General features: G+C 46.2%; 11 protein-coding genes. 2 read left to right on the plus strand and 9 right to left on the minus strand.

Translation table 11 applies throughout. The features are described 5' to 3' along the window. Positions 1-44 precede the first annotated feature (44 nt). Entirely contained in the window at positions 45-323 is a 279-nt protein-coding gene (locus tag ACRBG0_RS22000) for a hypothetical protein (protein WP_431489001.1), read from the minus strand. A gap of 103 nt (positions 324-426) precedes the next feature. Further along, positions 427-1296: a hydroxypyruvate isomerase family protein gene (locus ACRBG0_RS22005; RefSeq protein WP_431489002.1), complete on the minus strand. Its 870-nt coding sequence runs from the start codon at positions 1294-1296 to the stop codon at positions 427-429. A gap of 65 nt (positions 1297-1361) precedes the next feature. On the opposite strand from ACRBG0_RS22005, the gene lgt reads away from it, so the two are divergent. Beyond that, the gene (gene lgt, locus ACRBG0_RS22010) at positions 1362-2174 is read left to right on the plus strand and encodes a prolipoprotein diacylglyceryl transferase (RefSeq protein WP_020537462.1); all 813 of its coding nucleotides are present in this window, start codon (positions 1362-1364) and stop codon (positions 2172-2174) included. A 13-nt stretch (positions 2175-2187) separates the two neighbouring features. Here lgt and ACRBG0_RS22015 read toward each other — a convergent pair whose 3' ends face one another. Beyond that, complete coding sequence (locus ACRBG0_RS22015; RefSeq protein WP_431489003.1) at positions 2188-3870, minus strand: aryl-sulfate sulfotransferase; 1683 nt, start codon at positions 3868-3870, stop codon at positions 2188-2190. A 185-nt stretch (positions 3871-4055) separates the two neighbouring features. Here ACRBG0_RS22015 and ACRBG0_RS22020 point away from each other — a divergent pair, with 185 nt between their 5' ends. Continuing rightward, on the plus strand, positions 4056-5045 hold the full coding sequence (locus ACRBG0_RS22020; protein ID WP_431489004.1) for an N-acetylmuramidase domain-containing protein: 990 nt from the start codon (positions 4056-4058) through the stop codon (positions 5043-5045). Positions 5046-5201: 156 nt separating this feature from the next. On the opposite strand, the gene ACRBG0_RS22025 is transcribed toward ACRBG0_RS22020, so the two are convergent. The 6 genes from ACRBG0_RS22025 to ACRBG0_RS22050 form a co-directional block, all read right to left on the minus strand. After that, the gene (locus tag ACRBG0_RS22025) at positions 5202-9242 is read right to left on the minus strand and encodes a caspase family protein (RefSeq protein ID WP_431489005.1); all 4041 of its coding nucleotides are present in this window, start codon (positions 9240-9242) and stop codon (positions 5202-5204) included. A gap of 230 nt (positions 9243-9472) precedes the next feature. Next, on the minus strand, positions 9473-10732 hold the full coding sequence (locus ACRBG0_RS22030; RefSeq protein ID WP_431489006.1) for a DEAD/DEAH box helicase: 1260 nt from the start codon (positions 10730-10732) through the stop codon (positions 9473-9475). A 78-nt stretch (positions 10733-10810) separates the two neighbouring features. After that, positions 10811-10957 (minus strand): hypothetical protein, encoded by a 147-nt coding sequence (locus ACRBG0_RS22035; protein ID WP_431489007.1) that lies wholly within the window; start codon positions 10955-10957, stop codon positions 10811-10813. 83 nt (positions 10958-11040) lie between these two features. Then, on the minus strand, positions 11041-14889 hold the full coding sequence (locus ACRBG0_RS22040; RefSeq protein ID WP_431489008.1) for a DUF7379 domain-containing protein: 3849 nt from the start codon (positions 14887-14889) through the stop codon (positions 11041-11043). A 78-nt stretch (positions 14890-14967) separates the two neighbouring features. Further along, positions 14968-17001: a histidine kinase gene (locus ACRBG0_RS22045; RefSeq protein ID WP_431489009.1), complete on the minus strand. Its 2034-nt coding sequence runs from the start codon at positions 16999-17001 to the stop codon at positions 14968-14970. Positions 17002-17300: 299 nt separating this feature from the next. Next, positions 17301-17537: a hypothetical protein gene (locus ACRBG0_RS22050; RefSeq protein WP_431489010.1), complete on the minus strand. Its 237-nt coding sequence runs from the start codon at positions 17535-17537 to the stop codon at positions 17301-17303. Positions 17538-17543: the final 6 nt, after the last annotated feature.

Here is a 17543-nt window from a genome sequence, read left to right on the forward strand (position 1 = left end):
TAATGTACTCCAAGGTCATAGTAAAATGAATGCTCCATCTTTATTTAATCCAATTGATCATCTAACTCTTTCTTTAAGCGGGATAAAATTATACTCCTTTTGAATTGAGCTCCTATCACCAGCTTCCATTCACCAATACTACTCTTGCAAGCGTAGATTTTATCACCTAAAGCATAAGTTTTGTAGTTCATCATTTGACTTCCTGAAAGAAATACCTGCTTAAGAGAATGATCAGATAAATCGGAACATATAAAGTAACTCAGTTTATCATCTAACTCCAAAATCTTACACTTTCTCAAAACCCTTTCTTCATCAGTCATCATTTTTATTTGTGTTGTATGACTACGTCTTAGGCAAAATTGGGCGGATTGTTTTATTCTTCAACGATTAACCTAAGCTCTCCACTATTATGACACAAACTCCCCTCTACCCCAAACTACAAATCCCCACACCCTCTCTCAGTGCATCAATTTTACTTTCGTAAGAAGGAATAAACTCTTGCCCAATAAAGCCGGTGTAGCCAGTGTTGTTGATGGCTTGGATAACGGCGGGGTAATTGATTTCCTGACTGGAATTGATCTCTCTGCGGCCGGGCACGCCCCCTGTATGGTAGTGAGCAATGGCCGCATGATGCTCCTGGATATTCGCGATGAGGTTGCCCTCCATGATTTGCATGTGATATATATCGTAGAGCAACCTGAAATTGGGAGAGCCGATTTTATTGACTAGCGCAACGCCCCATTCGGTGTGGTCGGCCATATAATCCTTATGGTCGACTTTACTGTTGAGGAGTTCCATGATGAGGGTTACGCCAGCTCGTTCGGCTTCGCGGACCAGTGGCTCCAGGCCCCGGGCACAATTCTCTAGGCCTTTAGCGTCTTTCATACCGTTGCGGTTGCCGCTGAAACAGATGACGTTGGGGATGCCTGCATCGGCAGCCTGGTGAATCAAGGCTGGATAATCGGCCTGGAGGGAGGCGTGGTTTTTGCGATTGTTGAAACCATTGGGGATACTAGCGAAGCTATCGGTAGCAACGGCGCAATTTAAACCCTTGGTTTGTACAATGGCCCATTCTTCCGGGCGCAGCAATTCGATACTTTTTAAACCTATGTCTACGCCTCGTTCCGCCAACTCTTCCAGCGGGATATCCTGGTAGCACCAGCGGCAGGCAGAATGCTGAAAAAGCTGTTTTGAGGTGGATGGAATACTGCTATTTGTAGCTTGGATGGCATTGCCCAAACTTAGCGCCCCTGCACTGAGGAGGCTGCGGCGGAGTAATTGTCGGCGGTTTATCATTCTTTAAAGATAAGGAAAGCTAGAATATTTTGCGACCTTTATGGTCCAATCAACCCAGGTGTGTTATGCAGTTTTTTCTTCTTGCTATTGAATGGAGTATTTCGCCAGAGATTGCCGAGTTGGGCCCATTGAGCCTACGCTGGTATGGTTTGTTATTTGCACTGGGCTTCCTTTTGGGGCTGTTTATTGTCCGCCGGATGTTCCTTGCGGAGAAGGCACCAGAGGAATGGTTGGATAAGTGTTTCATGTACATGGTGATCGGTACTGTGATTGGAGCACGTTTAGGGCACGTATTTTTCTATGATTGGGACTATTATAGCCAGCATCTTGGCGAAATTCACCAGATATGGAAAGGTGGCCTTGCCAGTCATGGAGGTGCGATGGGTATTGTGATTGCCCTTTGGATTTTCTCTCGCCGGATCAGCAAGAAACCTTTGCTGTGGATTTTGGATAAAGTTGCAGTGCCTACAGCACTGGCCGGTTGCTTTATCCGTTTAGGTAACCTGATGAATTCTGAGATACTGGGCAAGCCTTCTGATGGCGACCTGGCCTTTGTTTTTACGCGCGTAGATGATGTGCCCAGGCACCCAGCGCAGTTGTACGAATCTATTACTTACCTCATCGCTTTTGTGATTCTTTATTACGTGTATTGGAATACCGATAAGCGGAAAAAGCCAGGCTATATTCTGGGCTTGTTTTTCGTGTTGGTATTTGGCAGCCGCTTTTATATCGAGAATTTCAAAGCCAGCCAAGGAGGTTTTGAAACCGTTTTTGGCAATGCGCTTAGTACCGGCCAATTGTTGAGTATTCCTTTTGTGCTGGTAGGTCTTTTTCTGATGTTTCGCCCTGAAGGGCAGAAGGTAGGGAAACGGGCTTGAGGGGGCGGTGGAATTAAAGCAATATGATCTTTTCGGTTAGCGCTCCGCTTGCTGTTATTACCTTCAAGTAGTAAATCCCGCGAGGATAATCAAGGGTTTTTATAACCGTATTAAAATGATCATTTTGCTTCTTGAACCCTTTAATCATCTGGCCAGATGAGTTGTATAACTCTACACTGAAAACATGATTGTCATTAAAATCAATGGCAATGTTTAAGTGGTTGGTTGCTGGATTGGGGAATACCTTGAAAGATGCTATTTGAGCCTCTGAGTTTTCTACGATGGTACTGGTTTTTAAAGGGTGACTTCCCACCATGCCTATGCCATGGGGCACCCAAACTTGATAAACACTATCTGTAGTGGCAGTAATTGATGGCGTAGTTTCTCCGGTAGACCAAATATACTCGGCGTATCCTGCCGGAGCGCTAATAACGATAGAATCACCAGAAATATCATAGGTTAGCAATGGCCGAGGAAGATCAAATCCCAATGTGGTGGCCTGTATTCTATAGCTCATATAGGAGTCTTCAAAGTAAAGACAAGTGAGCAAATCTCCAGCTTGATTAACAAGACTAAAGGTAGGACTAGGGCGAAAAACATAGCCCCAGTTTATTAAGACTAGGCTATCACCTAGCCATTGTGCGTTTCCCATTGCAGAAGCGTAAATACTCTGATTTGCATCGTAAGACCATTCAAGGGTAGCGGTAGAATCTGAAAAATCGAGTGCATAAGCGGCGGCCCTGGAGTACTGTGTTGGTACTCTTAAATTGCCATTGTCATAAATACCAATATTTCCGTTGGATAAGCGATTTGCAGAATGTTGTGCACTAAAAGTATCGCCTGAATTGAGGATGTTAAAAGTACTCCGTTCTCCTCCTAATCTCCATAATATCTCGCCTGTTCTATTAAGTCTATCTACTTTGTACACAGTAGATGTATTACGAAGAGAGACCAATAAGTCACCATCATCATCGAGGGAAAATGAATTGCCATGTGCATAATCAAAATCACTTGAATAGTAACTCAAACCTTCGGAGAATTCCTCGGGGTGCACAAAATCAGTGCTGTGCCATTGCCAGATTAGATGGTGTTCTTCATCAAATTCCTGGATGCCATAACCTCGTACTGATGTATTTACCGATCCGGTAATGCCATTAAATGTGTATTGGCTAAGATTCATGATGGTGTCGTACAAGGTGCCGATGATCTTGTTTCCGTTTTCTAATAACAAAAAATCATGGGTGTCACCACGTTCATCACTAATTGCGGTTGTCAAAGTGTCGAGTAATTGAAGATCACTATCATAGGTTAAAAACACAGCTGCTACTTCGGGCTTATAGGTTATTGAGCTAAAGTTGTTTATTCCTTCATGGTATTTATAGTCGAAGGATGTTTCTTGTTGGTCTTTTCTGTACCAGGCGATATAGCCTAGCGAATCAAGAATAAACATGTTCGTTTTGGTTGCGGCATTGAGTTGATACGAATTGGCGCAATAATGCCCCCGGAATGAAAGCTCATTCAATTCGAACTGATAACTTGGGAAATCTGGTGGGGTTGGTCTGTTGTATTCCTGAGCACTCACATATTCAGTAAAAAGGGCAAGTAGTAGTAAATATTTATAGTGCATAGTGTTCATCAAAATAAGGGTCAAGAATAAATGCTGATACAATATATAGATTTTTGAATTTGTGTCCATGACTACGCTTTGCCACTTATCCTTGATTTATTGTCTGTTACCTTGTCATTATAGCTGGCAGGCATGAGGTTCTTTTATTCTGCGGCAGCAAGCTGTAATTTGTAATCAACACCTTTAGGCGTTTTCTTTACCGAAAAAACACTATATTTTTACCTAGATATTAAAACATCTAAAATACCATAACCATGCTAGACCTAGTTAAAGACCCCAAAATTCAGCAAGTTTTGAGTCCGCCCAATGCCTCCCCACACTGGGAGAAAGACCTCGAGCGCTTGGTAAAAGGCGATGTAACGCTTAATCGCCGCTCGGCGGGAGAAGATTCTATTCGTGCTTTTCAGCGGTTACTGATCTTTCTCGGATATTCTACTTCTTCTTCAGGCTCCTTTTCGATTGATGGGGATTTTGGTCGCGGTACCAACCGGGCCTTGGCCCAGTTTGAATTTGACAACAAGTTGGAGTCATCCATAATTTCACGGAAAACGCTTACTTATGATTGCTCCTGGCAGACCGCCCGCAAGCTTATCAAGAGTATTCCTGATGTGAAATTAAACATCAAGACCCTTGAAAAAATGCTGGAGTTGGCCAAAGAGGCCATCGATACCAACACTGTCAATTGTGGCGATTTTGATGAAGCCATCTTCCAGCTTAACGCCCTCCACGATAAGAAAGGACTCACTTGCCGGGAAATTAATAAACGCTACGGCGCTGCTGCTGAAAAGGCGGCAAAGGAACTAAAAGCCGCCAACGGGCGCATCATCCTTCCTGAATGGATATTAGCAATTATCCGCCAAGAAACGGCCGGTGTAGTTCGCCCAAGATTTGAACAGCATTGGTTGTCAAAATTGGCAAAAAAACACCCTAATACAGACCTTGTTGAACTACGCTATCAATCCATGAGTTTTGGCCTGGGCCAGGTGATGGGCTTCAATTACAATCGGGTAGGGGCCTCTTCGGCCAAGGAGTTGTATACGTTGCCGTTAGACAAGCAGATTACGTCGATTGCCCGCTTTCTGACTTTGAGCTCACGCGTACGCCCGGCGGTGCAAAAGTTAGACCCAAGCGCAGATGACTTCAAAGCGGTAGCGCGATACTATAACGGTTCTGGCTATGCGGCTCATCATTACGATGAGAGTTTGGCAAGATGGTTCCGGGAGTTTAAGGTGCTGCGGGGATAAAATCCCAGAGGAGCCTCTTACAAAAACAAATGAGCCTCTACTTGGCCTGCCAGATAGGGGCTCATTTGTTTTGTGTGTGCAATACTAAATGTTTGTGCTGAAAATATGGCTTGGACTGTACCCTGCTGAAGCCCAAGCTACGCTATACTAAAGCCATTAGACTTGTTCTGACAACCATTGGGCATCATAAGTTTGGAGTATTTCAACTAACAATTCTTGGAATTTCTCTGCCGTTCCATCCATATGTCGCCTTATCCAGAAGCCCAGGGCAATATATTGACTGATAATATGTGGGCTGGTACTTTGAAATGAATTGTTGCGCTCCGCAAAGAAACTGTAAGGGCCTTCTGAGGTTGAATCTTCTTGCCAAAGCCGGTAACGCACTTCTTGCCACCGATTAACATCAAAGCCACTAGCGTTATAGTCGATAATAATCAAGCGGTATTTTGTGATGGTACGTTCTTTTTCGCTTGGGTGTTCCTCCCAGTACTGGGAAGCCCAATAATATACCCTGGCCAGGTCTTTTAGCTTGTGGTTGTAGAAGGCCTGCGCTAGCTTTTTCAACAACTTATTTTGCTTAAAAGAAATAGCCGTTTGGTGAAGCCAATCAATAAATTCCGGATTGTATTTGCCAAATTCATCCGATGAATCGAGATTGAATTCCTCACCATGCGGACCGCTAATAAAAATGGCTGCCGGCGCTAAAGATTGGAGTTTTTTCAAGCTCAGCAGCGGCTTGAAAGTATGATATAGCGCAGTGGTGAAATAAATAGGTTGACCAAGGTGCTCAATGTCGTATTTATCCGCTTTTTCCAAAATATCGACGACCTCTTTAGCTATTGCCTCCTTATTAGTCGCTACTTCTTTTCGATAGTCTTCCGGGGAGTCCCATATTTTATCTGTCGCTGCCAACCATTCCGGATCATAAGCCTGCAACATTTTTTCCAAGATGGCCCGAAAGTATTCCATCGTGCCATCCAAGGTTCGCCGTAGCCAAAACGCACAAGCGACCCACGCAACCGTCTCGTTTTTATCAAAGCCTCGCTCCTCAGGCATTTCAGGAGGTGTTGAAGCAGACACTACAAAGTTATAATAAAACCAAAAAGTACTCTTGTCTTCGTCACTAATATCCCCTGATTGAGCCAGATAAGCTTCTGCCATAGCAGGAAGGATGTAATCGTTTTTTGCGTGGTACTTATAAATGTTGTAAAAATTCCGAATCTGCACTTGTAAGAATTTCGTGTAAAACGGCATGGTCAATCGACGGAGAAAGGAGTCCTGGTGTGCAGGAATAGCGTATTTTGTCAACCAATCCAGAAAGGCCGGATTGTAATGGCCAAAATCAGCAATACTATTTTCAAAACCCGCTAGATGTGGCCCACTTGAAAAGACAGGTACAGGTGAAATGGACCGAATTTTATCCAGATCCATCAAGACTTTAATATTGTTATAGATATCTCTTACCCCTTTGAGATTTCCAAAATCTTTGTCATCCAGAAAAGAAGTGGCTCGCCAGGTAGCACTCATCATTTCATTGATAACTTGTTCTTTTTGCCGCTTGAGCTCAATGATGCTTGCGATCCGTTTTTGCCAACTTTGCTGAATAAAAGACGCCTCCGCGAGGTTGAGGCCATGTTTGCCTTGTTCCAGTAAAACGGTTAAGACTTTGTCGGAATTCCCCGAAAGGATGAGCGAATTGAGGTCGGGAAAAGTTTGTTGGCTATGGCACTCGTGCCAAAATTCGAGAAAGGCTGCTTTGTCTTCCTCTGGTGTTTCTGCTAGCATCTCGTTGACGAAAACGTTGTCCTTGTCTTCCAGCAGGAAAAGGGACGCATCAGCAACTTGCTTGATGAGTTGGAGTAACTTGGGGTTGCTATCCCAGAGGCGACTGAAGGTGGTGTTCAAATCCACCAAAGAACGTTCTTGTTCGTTCTGTTCTTTTTCGTAGCCCCTTGGGCTCGGAGGTGGAGCTTCGGCACTGTCCATGACGGCCTTCCACAGTTCTCGCTGCAAGCTCAGGTTTTCTTTGCCAAAATCGTTGATCCATCTTTTACCCATCGTCCAGGTATTGATCAACGAGTCGTGGATGAGTTCTTCGTATCGGATACCTGCTTCGCCGCCGGTAGAAATTAGATTGGCAGCGCGTAGCGCATCCAGAATTTCATTGATGGCTTGGTTGTCATCCGCAAAGCGTAGTTCGTCGAACTGCTGATCACGGTATACCCTGCGGCGGGTGTATTCGCCATCGCTAAGGCTTACCATTCGCAGAAAAACATGGCGTAGGAGTTCTTGCTTCGGGGTGAGGCTTTGATCACCATCTTGATTCTCTTCTGTTGGCTTCGCGCCAAAACCATCATAAATGAGTTGCATCCGCCTGCTGAGAGCACCGCTCACGCCTCCCAGTTTATCACGGTAGGCGGTACGCTTGAAAACACGCTCGCTAGAAGCCGTGTGCGTTACCATCTCTTGCATGGTGTAAGACAGCAATGGCAGGGCACTAGGTAGGTAGTTGAGGTCTTCCAGAATAGCATCTGCCAAGTCGCCAACTTCATCTTGTTGGAATTCGTAAGCAAACAAAGTCGCGGGATTCACCAATGCCGATCTTAGATCATCCAACCCCAGTGTAGAGAGGCGATAGAGTTTGAAATAATCATAGTAAGATTGCTGCTTGCCCCAAAATTGTTCTCCAAATTCAGAGATCTCCAATTGCCATTCAAAATCAGAACGCATGGAGATGATGATTTGCAGCTTACCCGCAACAGCCGCTTCGAACAGTTCTTTGAGGTAAGTGTTGACAGTGGTTTGCTCTTCAAGGGTGCAGGTGGTGAACAGTTCTTCAAACTGATCGAGATAAAGGACTTGTTTTTTGCTTGCGTTTAGATAAAAAATGCGCTCGCCAAAGAAGGAAGACGATGGCATTTGATCCATTGATTGTGGCGGTGTAAACCGAAAAGGCTTGGTTTCGTCACTCATCACTTCTTCCCATTTCTGGTCTTGATGACGCTTTAGTGACCAAGGGCGATCACCGGGACGAAATTGAAAAATTTCGTAGCCCGCCTGCTGGTAAGCGGGCAATAGCCCCGCCTTGACCAAAGAAGACTTACCGCTACCCGATGGCCCGGAAAGCACCAATAGTGTAGGGCTTTTTTGCGATTCTTCTTCTGTTTGGACAGAAAGCCCCATGATGGCTCGCAAGTTTTCTACATCACTGGTGCGGCCAAAGTAGTAGTCGGCATCTTCGATGTCGTATTGTTCCAGACCTTTGTAGGGGTTCTTACGTTTGCGTTCATCCCACTTGGGGTCATTTTCCGGGTGGCGAGGGTCGCAAAAGATGAATTGGCCGCCATCGTGCCGCCCCATCGGGAAAAGGTCCGGGTTTTGGGGTTTGAAGGCCTCGGCTTTGCGGGTACGCCGTTCCACTTCATCGTGCAGGTAAATGAATAACTCGTGAGTGGTCAGAATGCCGTCGCCTAAGTTTTTACCGGCGGGTTTGAAATCGGGGCGAGCCTTGCCACTGAGGGCGGCTACAAGTGCCTCTGCAAAAGGAGAGTTGTTAGCTGCTGCTTCTCCTCGTTCGCTGATCAAATCTGCCGCTTTTTCTGCGGGGCCAGCGCTTGCGAGTACCTGCCAAGCGCGCTTTTCTTGGTAGCGGTTGAATCGCTTTTTACTCATGGGCCGCAAGCCCAAGCCCATCGTTGCGCGGGTACGACTGATACGCCGAAAAGCCCCCGCAAAACAGCAATCCATGATAGCCAGTGTATGATGACAATCAAAGGCTTCCAGCTGCTCAAAAAGCCACTCCATTTTTATCAGCGTCTCATTTTTGGAGAGTTCTGCGATGGAGAAGCTGACATCACTGGGCATCAGGTAGCCCGCGGCACCTGCGCCGTCGATATCGCCTGCCAGGCCGTGGCCAGCGTAGTAAAACAGAAGGCCGTCTTTGGGTTTGATGGTACCTGCTTGTTTTAGTTCGGCAAGAAACGTTTCCAACTCAGCCTTGGTAGAATCGTAGCAAGTGTGTACATTCTCTTTCGCAAAACCCTGGTAGGTGATGAGCGTCTCTTTGAGTGCTTCGGCATCTGCACGTGGTGTCAGCAGGTGAGCGCCAATGTTATCGTAGCGATTGATCGCAATCAGGATCGCGTGTGCCTTGAGGGCGCCGGGGAGTTTGGTGCGGGTTATTTTTTGAGTAGGCATTTATATGGAGGTGTTTCGTTTAATCAGAAGGTGTTTTTTCTGTCGTCCGTTGTTTTGCTGGACTTTAGCCAAATGGCGAAAGTCGTAGAGCGTTAGTTGGAAGTTGATCTATGTGTGTTTACTAATCGCTATACCCATTACCATAGGCGAGCGAAGCAAGCCGAACTCTGAGGACTGAAAGGACGATCACCGAAGGTTATCCTTTTACGGACTTTCCCAAAAAAAACAGTTTAGTGTTTCTTCCCCTTCCGGCGCTTTGATTTCCCTTTCTTATTTAGCGCTAAAGTTTCCTCGGTCGCTTTCATGAGCTCCTTTAGACCAAACTGGTCTTCTTCTGCCATCTTTAGCGTTTCGCGATAATCGGCCCGGTCGAGGTCGAGAATTTTAATTTCGTAACCCGTGTAGGAATGAATAGCGTGCAGTAATACTTTTTCTCCTGGCGCACAAAAGGAGTAGGCTATTCCTCTTTGTTTGGCTCGCCCGGTGCGGCCAATACGATGCACATACTGGTCTGCTTCTGTGGGCAAATCGTAATTGATGACGTGGGTAATATTGGAAATGTCGATGCCGCGTGCACTCACATCGGTTGCAATGAGTAAGCGCTCTTCGTCTGCTTTAAAGGCGGCCAGGGTAGCAATTCGTTCTGATTGTTCTACATCGCCATGCAGGATTAAGCTGGAAATGCCTACTCGCTCCATGGCCTTTTGTACCCGCTCTGCACGTACTTTCGTACGGACAAAAACGAGCATTTTTCCTTCTGGCTGTTCTTTGAGGATACGCTCCAGGAAAAAACGTTTATCATCCATTTCTACGAAGAGCACAGAGTGGTCTACATTCTTGGAAACAGGGTCTTTCGGGGAAATCTGGATACGAATTGCTTGCTGGGTCAACGAATGGGCCAAGGATTTGATTTCATCGTCGATAGTAGCCGAAAAGAAGAGCGTTTGCCGGCGTTTAGGCAGCAGCCTCATCACATCTTGGACATCCTTCAGGAAGCCCAAACCTAGCATTTGATCGGCTTCGTCGATAATGAGCGTCTCTACTCGTTCCAGTCGTAATGCCCCCTGATGGCTGAGGTCGAACATCCGTCCTGGCGTAGTGATTAATATATCTACACCTTTGGTGAGGGTGGCAATCTGCGGGTCTTGTTCCACGCCGCCCAGCAGGCCGTACACCTTAACGCCGGTATTTTTCCCTAGCTCCTCAAACACTTTGGTAATTTGCAGCGCCAGTTCTCGTGTAGGCACCATCACCAGGCATTTGATGCCATCTTTTCTCCGCTGACGTTCTTTGAAGTTTTGTAATTTCTGCAAGACAGGGATCGCAAAAGCCGCCGTCTTTCCGGTGCCGGTTTGGGCTACCGCCAAAATATCCGCCCCTTTTAGAATGAGCGGGATAGCCTTGTACTGAATATCCGTTGGACGCTTATAAGCTAGTGCTTCGATATTCTGTTTTATCTCGGGGGAAAGGGGGTATTCGGAAAATTTCATGGTACAAAGATAGATGCTTATGGAGGAATATTTTTAAGGAGTTATTAGGGATTTGGTGTTTTATAGACGAGTTATTAATTATCTGGATTTATCATGGATTTGTTTTCGCTCGAGAGGTCGCCAGCCTGGGAATCCGACAAAAGGAAAACGTTGCTTTTGATTGCCTTCTACATCGAAGAGCATTAAAGAAGCATCACTGAAACCTAAAGTGATCAACTTGTCCATTGTTTTTTCCCTTGCCAGAATCGATTATTTGTGAACAAGCCGAGGCTACGCTCTTAAGAAAACGTAGCCTCGGTGTTGAAAAATTATCCTAATATTTCTGCCAAGGCTTCCTGGCCAACATCAGTGATAAAGTAGTTGAGGTGGTGGCAAGCGATAGTGGTACTACTCACCGTTTGCTCACGAGCCGTCCATACAATTTCATTGAGGATACCGTCTACGCTCACGGCAATGTCGTGATTGGTAGGCTTGTTGGCCAAGTTCCCTATTGCGATAGTCGAGCTCTCTATAAACCGAGCCAAGCGGCCACCCGTTACTTTGAACTTTGATACATCGCCTGCCAGGATGGAGTATTTTATGCCATCTGGTTTTTGGTTAGGGTTGTTGAGTTCCTCAAGGAAAGGAGAGCCGGGTTTCATCTGCTCCAGGGTCTCGAAAAGTTCCGCATCACCCAGCGCTTTCAATCCCTTACTTAATGCACCCGAAGCAGGCGCAAGGATGGGTAAGAAATTGAAGGCAATGTCCAAGATGTTGGTCGCAAAACTAAGATAGCCGGGTACGTTTCCGAAAGGTGACCCCGCATTGGGAGTACCTGCCATTACCAGGTGTTTGACAAAAGCAGCCCCGCCCAGTTTTTCAACCAAGTGGCGAGACACCAGGCCACCCATAGAATGTGCGAGAATGGTGATTTTTTTACCGCTATTGGCATCAATGCCTACGGCAGCCAGTTTCTCTTGAAGGTCCTCTGCTGTTTCGGCAATCGGGGTATTCAGGTTTTCGTAATCGTAAGTGAGTACGAGGTCGTATTTATCAGCTATGCTCTCACCGGTTTTGTTGACCATGTTGGGTACGTTGGCCGCAATCACTTCGGTGTCGCCAATGATGCCGTGCACTGTCAGCAGGATATTCTTGGCTACTTTTACCTGTGCTGGTACATTTCCCTCCATTCGTTCAATGGTACCATCATCGTAGTATTTGACCCAACAAAGTTTATTGATAGCCGCTAGCTTTTCAGCTTGTTCGGTTTCGTCCTCTTCCCGCTTAGCGGACCACTTCATGAAGACCATTTTGAGGCCCTTGATCAGGCTGCGTTCGTCTTCTTCCGTGCCTAGTGGATTGGGAATAAAACCACCGTTTTCGTCAAAGACTTTCTTGGTTTCCGGCAAGGACCGGATGTTGACTTGCACTTTGCCATCCACTTGCTCCGCATCGCCAATGACGCGCAGGAACTCTCCGTCAAAGGTGACAGGTACCATTACTTCCTCTTCGGTTAGGCTATCGTTGAGTAAGATCTGCAACGGGTCTTCGACCAAGCTTTCTGGGGATTCCACTTCGAGGTTGCTCAGCTCTAAGACGTTTTGCTTGCCCAAGCTTCGTTCTTTTCGAAAATCTACCAGATTAATTCCCAATGCTTCTATTTGCTGGAAAGGGTTGACTTGGAGGCTACGACTCGTTTCCTGATCAGTGGTAGCGGTTACACTTAAATCTGCTTTTACCCCAGCACGCGGCTTGATGGTGATGTTCCCGTCTGCCAAAGAGGCTTCTTTGTCGGGCTTAATCTGGTCCTGCTGGCGTACGATGGTCATCTTGAGTGTTCGTGCATCCCAACCATCTGTAGACCCGGCGCGCTTTAGGCGCCCCATCCCTTTATCGGCATCAAGGCCGGATTGTACCAACAACTCTTTGTCTAAAAGTTGTTTTTGAGTGACCAGGAGTTTGAGTTGTAACACGCCCTCTGTTTCTGTTCTCTCCATCTCAAAAGGTGTCAGATCAAGGAGGTCGATCCCTTCTTCCGCTGTTTTCTTATTCAGTTCCTTGTCAAGGACGAAATCAATGGCGGCATTGTTTTTAAAATCGTAGAGATAATAAAAACGGTTCTCTTTATTACTGTAAAGGCGTAAGCCAAAAAGGATGGTGTCTTTGTCTACTTCCAGCCCCATTTCTCCGCCTGTTTCAGGGGTGATGAAGTTAGCTGTAGGTATTTGTAGGCGGACAGGGAATTCTTCGAATTTCTTCGCGTTTTTGTATATCTCTGCCATATTCAAACCATCCCCGTCAAAGATATCAACCTTGCCGGTTTCTACCCATTGGGCGTAGTCCATTACAAAGAGCTCTAGCTTAAAGTCATCTTTGATTTTTGAGGCTTCATTTTTAAGTGCCAAGAGCCTGGTCCAGCGGGCGATTTTTCGAAGGTGGCCCTTCGTCATCTCCACGATGGTTTTTTCTGCTACCTGGGCAGTTATTTGTAGGGGGCTAGAGCCCCACGGGCGATCTCGTGCTACTTCCCAGGTTTGGTAACCGTCGTCATTGATGACCACGCGTGCCCGGGCTTGCTGTTCTTCTGCCGCGTTTGCAGCGATGAAAATATTTGTTTTCGTCAGGTCCTGATCCTGCTCGTGCATGATTTTCGACCAATTTTCCCGCAGCATAGCGGTCGCTTCGGCGCTTCCATCCAAATGAACATAGAAAGGCTCTCCAGGCAACTGGAATATTTCGGCAATGTAAGGTTCCTTGGCTAGGTCGTCTTGTTTGGCGGAATCCGACTTGATGGCTTCTAGTTTGCCATTGAGGTCTTCTAAGAGTTCCAACTCACTTTCCTGTACACCTACCTTTTTGACCAGGGCGAAACCGATGAATTCCCGTCCGGCTTTTTTGTAGACTTTTACGATAATCTCTTTGGCAGAACCTTCAGGTAATGCTGAAGTATCCGTGTCTGTGGGGAAGCCATGGATAGCACCGCAACGGATAAACCATTTGTCGTTATTGGGCACCACTTCGTATTCCTGCGATTTGCCCAGTGACCAGCCTTCGAGGAAGGCCGTATGGGGGTTGAAACCAGCAATGGGCTCAAATTGCGGGCTCTGCGCATTGCGCTTTGATCGTGCCAGAGAGCGGGTCTGTTTGAATAAATCCGCGTAATTGAGCGTGCCTATTTCTTCGGCAGTAGCAGCGCTAGTTAGTGCACTTATCAGGCTGCTGCTGAATACGCCGCCGGCAGGCAGGTCCCCTGCTTTTTCCACATTGGAGCAGGCAGAGAGGAGTACGTGCCGTGACTGGGGAATCTGCAGTATTCCGCCGTTGGCTTTTTGATTGCTGTAGTAATTGTTGTAGTAACTGTCTAGTGGACGGACGCTTTGGTTTGTGACACCATCTCCTCGGACGCCGGCTTGTTGCGTTTCTTCTGTCCCAACGAGCTCAGGCGTTGTAGCACCCCGCAGGAAATCATAATGGCGAGACTTGAAGCCTGCTGGTTCTTGAAAATCGCGGGTGCCGGAGCCGGAATGACAACAATCAAGCGAGAACACAATGTGAGGAATAGAATCCTCTTTGGTGGGCACGCCTTTGTAGAGTGTGTCGATCATCGCCGCCAGCTCTTTGTCGGCGAGAAAGATGCCGCTTTGGGTGCCGCCGGGATTGTAACACACCAGGCTTTGGTCTTTGCCATTGGGTTCTAGCGAAGGAAGGTCTTTGCCTTCAGGGTCTTTAGGGTTAGAAAATTCTGCGGCTGTAAACTGTTCGGTGCCATGTCCACTAAAGTGGAACCAGAAGGTATCATCTGCGGTGCCACCACCATTGATCAAGTGATCCTCAAAGGCATTGATGATCGCAGCATAGGTCGCTTTGGCATTGGTAAGGATACGAAGATGCAAGCGGCCATGTTTTTCAGTAGTATCTACCGATTCTTTGACTTTGATTAGTTTTTCGGTCTTGTCGTCCCCAAATTTTTTCCGCAGATAATTAGCTGTAAGGTTTACATCATTGATACACCCACCCAATTTGGTAACAGTGCCTTGGTAGTCGTTGATACCTATAAGTAGCGCAAATATTCTAGGTTGGACGCCATCTTTGCTACGAGGTGTAGTAGGGAATGGGCGTGGATTAAGAATGGGTTCCTCCTTGGTGTCTGCTGCTTTCTTTTTTTCTTCGTCAGCCATGATGGGGTTTCGTTTTAGTGAACGTGTTGAATAATGTTTTCTTCCTTGATTGTTTTGCTTTACGCTAAACAGAAAAGGTCAGTGGGTTTTGTTTTTTAAAGTTTTAAATGGTAGTCGCAAGGTGACACGCGTGCCGGCTGCCGCACCATCGCGATGGTGTAGGTCTTCAATTTGCAGCGCAGGACCTTTTACACGGCCCAGCGATTTTAAGCGCTGTTGGGTGATGTCCATGCCCATTGATTTTTGGGGCTGCAATACTGAGGCTTCTTTCAGTTTACGGGCGGCTTCGCGACCAATGCCATTGTCTTCGATGACGAATTTTAGGATATTATCCTCTTTCGTTATCGATATGTTGATGTGGCCACCTTCTGGTTTCGGTTTGATGCCGTGTAAGATGGCATTTTCAATATAAGGTTGTAAAATCAATGCTGGCGTTGCAATGTCGTCTGTTGGTATATTAGGATCACATTCGATATTGAAGGCCAACTTATCACTAAAGCGCAACTGCTCAAGTGCCAGAAAATGCTTCAATGTTTTTAATTCTTGCGCCAAGCTGATGATGCTATTGGCTGATCCATTGAGGATTTGCCGGGTCAGCCGGGAAAAGTGAACCAGGTATTTTGACGCTTTCCGTGCCTCTCCTTTGTTGACTAAGTGTTCAATAGCATTCAGGCTGTTAGACATAAAATGCGGATTGATTTGGGCCCGCAGGGCCATCATTTCCGCTTTGAGCCGTCGGTTTTGTAACCTTTGCAAAAAGATGACAAAAAATACAGCGATAAACAGCAAGCTGATGATGCTAATCAGCTGTTGGTTTTTTCTTTTGTTGGCAGCACTTACCCGCAGGTCACGCAATTCAACCTTGTTGATGCGTTGATAAGCCGCTTTAGCATTATCGGTAATCGTGTAAACTGCCCCTTTGTAGCTTTTATCCAGGAATGGGCCAATTTTTTCGCCTAATGCATCTTGGTGTAAACCATTGTTGTAGCTGTACAGATAAGCTAACTCTTCACTGATATTGGCCATGGTGCGGATGCCACCTTCTTTACGCGCACCGATTAGAGCTTGTTTGTAATAGTAGATGGCAGAATCAGCATGGCTTTCATCAATGTCTTCGGCCCAGCTGCCCTGAAATACTTTGCCCAGCATTTGATAGGTACGATAGCTTTCATCTTGAGAAAACTCGAGGCTTTTCTTGAGTTGCTGTATCGCAACATTGAAATGAGTCGTATCCGCCGAGGTGTTAAATTGTTTTTGGAACAAATAGCCTTTGAGGTAATGAGCATTCACCAGTAGGTTCTGATCGTTATTCGCTTGGCCGTACGCAAGGCAAAAATTTAGCAATGAATCTGCTTTCTGGTACATCTTGGGGTAGTCGATATAGTAGATCGCCCAATCAAGCCATAGCCGAGTACGGTTTTCCCAGTTGTCTAAATCTTGAAAAAGGCTGTCGCTTTGCTCGTAGTAATGCTGCTGTAGCAAAGAATCGGTGCCGTTAAAGGTAGACCCCAAATTGTGCAAGATCATCGCGCGGCTCTTTTGAGCAACTTCTGGCTTAACAAGGAGCTTAGGATTCAATTCGAGAGCCTTGGAAAAGTAGTACCTGGCAGAATCCCGATTTCCTTTTCGGATGTATAAACACCCTAGCAAATTGCTAATGTCTTCTTCCCAGTAGGGGTATTTGTAGCCATCCAAAAGTCGCTTGCTGATCAGGGCGTCAACCATGGCGCCTTCGGCATCCTCGCCATATCTGACCCTTTTACTTTTGCTCCAGGCGAGGCGGTTGGCACTGATGCCACGTGGGATGTTCCAATTGTTTTCCGTAGAGATATCGTAGGCAAGCTGGGCGTAGCGCAAGGTGGCGTCTTCGTCGTAGTTTTTGACCCATTCCGCAAAATGTAGCAGGCTATCTACTTGCTGGCTAGGGGTTTTCATGGCCTTTACCCTGGTCAGTACCTTGCTGGTATCAGCGTAGGCGACTAACTCCTCTGCTGTTAGCTGGCGCAATAACTGCGGCTCAAAATCACTGCCACGGTATTGTCCACAACTGTAGAGCAATAGCAGCAACAGCATCCCGAGCAAGGATTTTGGTGAAAAAAGGGTGTTCAACATACCACCTTTTGGTTTAGAAGTAAGCGGTGTATGATGCCCACTCACTTCAGCAATTGGATCTAAAACCTGTAGGGATTAAAGATACTTAATTCCTGGTCTTGTAAATTTAAGGAGGTTAAGGGGAGGGAACAAAGACAAGTTTTGAAGAAAATAAGAGTTTAAAATAATGAAATAAAGTATAAGGTATTGTTTATTAGTATTTTGTGTTGCGTGTAGATAATTGTTGTTTGGTGAGTTTTTACCTCGGTTTTACTCCTTGTCAAGGTTTGCAAAAGTATAGGGAGGGAAAAGGCCAGTCTTTAGGCTTTTCTTGCGCATACTTTCTTGGTACATTTCATCCAGGTTGTCATAGAGGGTGTTGGTCCAGGTTCTCTATCCACTAAAGAAGCCCCTTTTTTATGATAGTCTTCCTCGGTCAGTGACCGGGCGGTTCGCCCGGATTGGATATAGGCATCATACAATTCACTTAAGGTGAAAGAGAGCAAGGGCAGGGCGCCGCGGGTCTTGTCAACCTCAGTTGCCAAGGAATCAATCAAGTTTTG

The sequence above is a fragment of the Lewinella sp. genome (assembly GCF_050633125.1).
GTDB lineage: Bacteria > Bacteroidota > Bacteroidia > Chitinophagales > Saprospiraceae > Lewinella.

Coding starts and splice junctions, on each gene's coding strand:
- ACRBG0_RS22015 (WP_431489003.1), bottom strand. CDS start 3,870: ATGGACACAAATTCAAAAATCTATATATTGTATCAGCATTTATTCTTG.
- ACRBG0_RS22025 (WP_431489005.1), bottom strand. CDS start 9,242: ATGCCTACTCAAAAAATAACCCGCACCAAACTCCCCGGCGCCCTCAAG.
- lgt (WP_020537462.1), top strand. CDS start 1,362: ATGCAGTTTTTTCTTCTTGCTATTGAATGGAGTATTTCGCCAGAGATT.
- ACRBG0_RS22020 (WP_431489004.1), top strand. CDS start 4,056: ATGCTAGACCTAGTTAAAGACCCCAAAATTCAGCAAGTTTTGAGTCCG.
- ACRBG0_RS22035 (WP_431489007.1), bottom strand. CDS start 10,957: ATGGACAAGTTGATCACTTTAGGTTTCAGTGATGCTTCTTTAATGCTC.
- ACRBG0_RS22005 (WP_431489002.1), bottom strand. CDS start 1,296: ATGATAAACCGCCGACAATTACTCCGCCGCAGCCTCCTCAGTGCAGGG.
- ACRBG0_RS22040 (WP_431489008.1), bottom strand. CDS start 14,889: ATGGCTGACGAAGAAAAAAAGAAAGCAGCAGACACCAAGGAGGAACCC.
- ACRBG0_RS22000 (WP_431489001.1), bottom strand. CDS start 323: ATGATGACTGATGAAGAAAGGGTTTTGAGAAAGTGTAAGATTTTGGAG.
- ACRBG0_RS22045 (WP_431489009.1), bottom strand. CDS start 17,001: ATGTTGAACACCCTTTTTTCACCAAAATCCTTGCTCGGGATGCTGTTG.
- ACRBG0_RS22030 (WP_431489006.1), bottom strand. CDS start 10,732: ATGAAATTTTCCGAATACCCCCTTTCCCCCGAGATAAAACAGAATATC.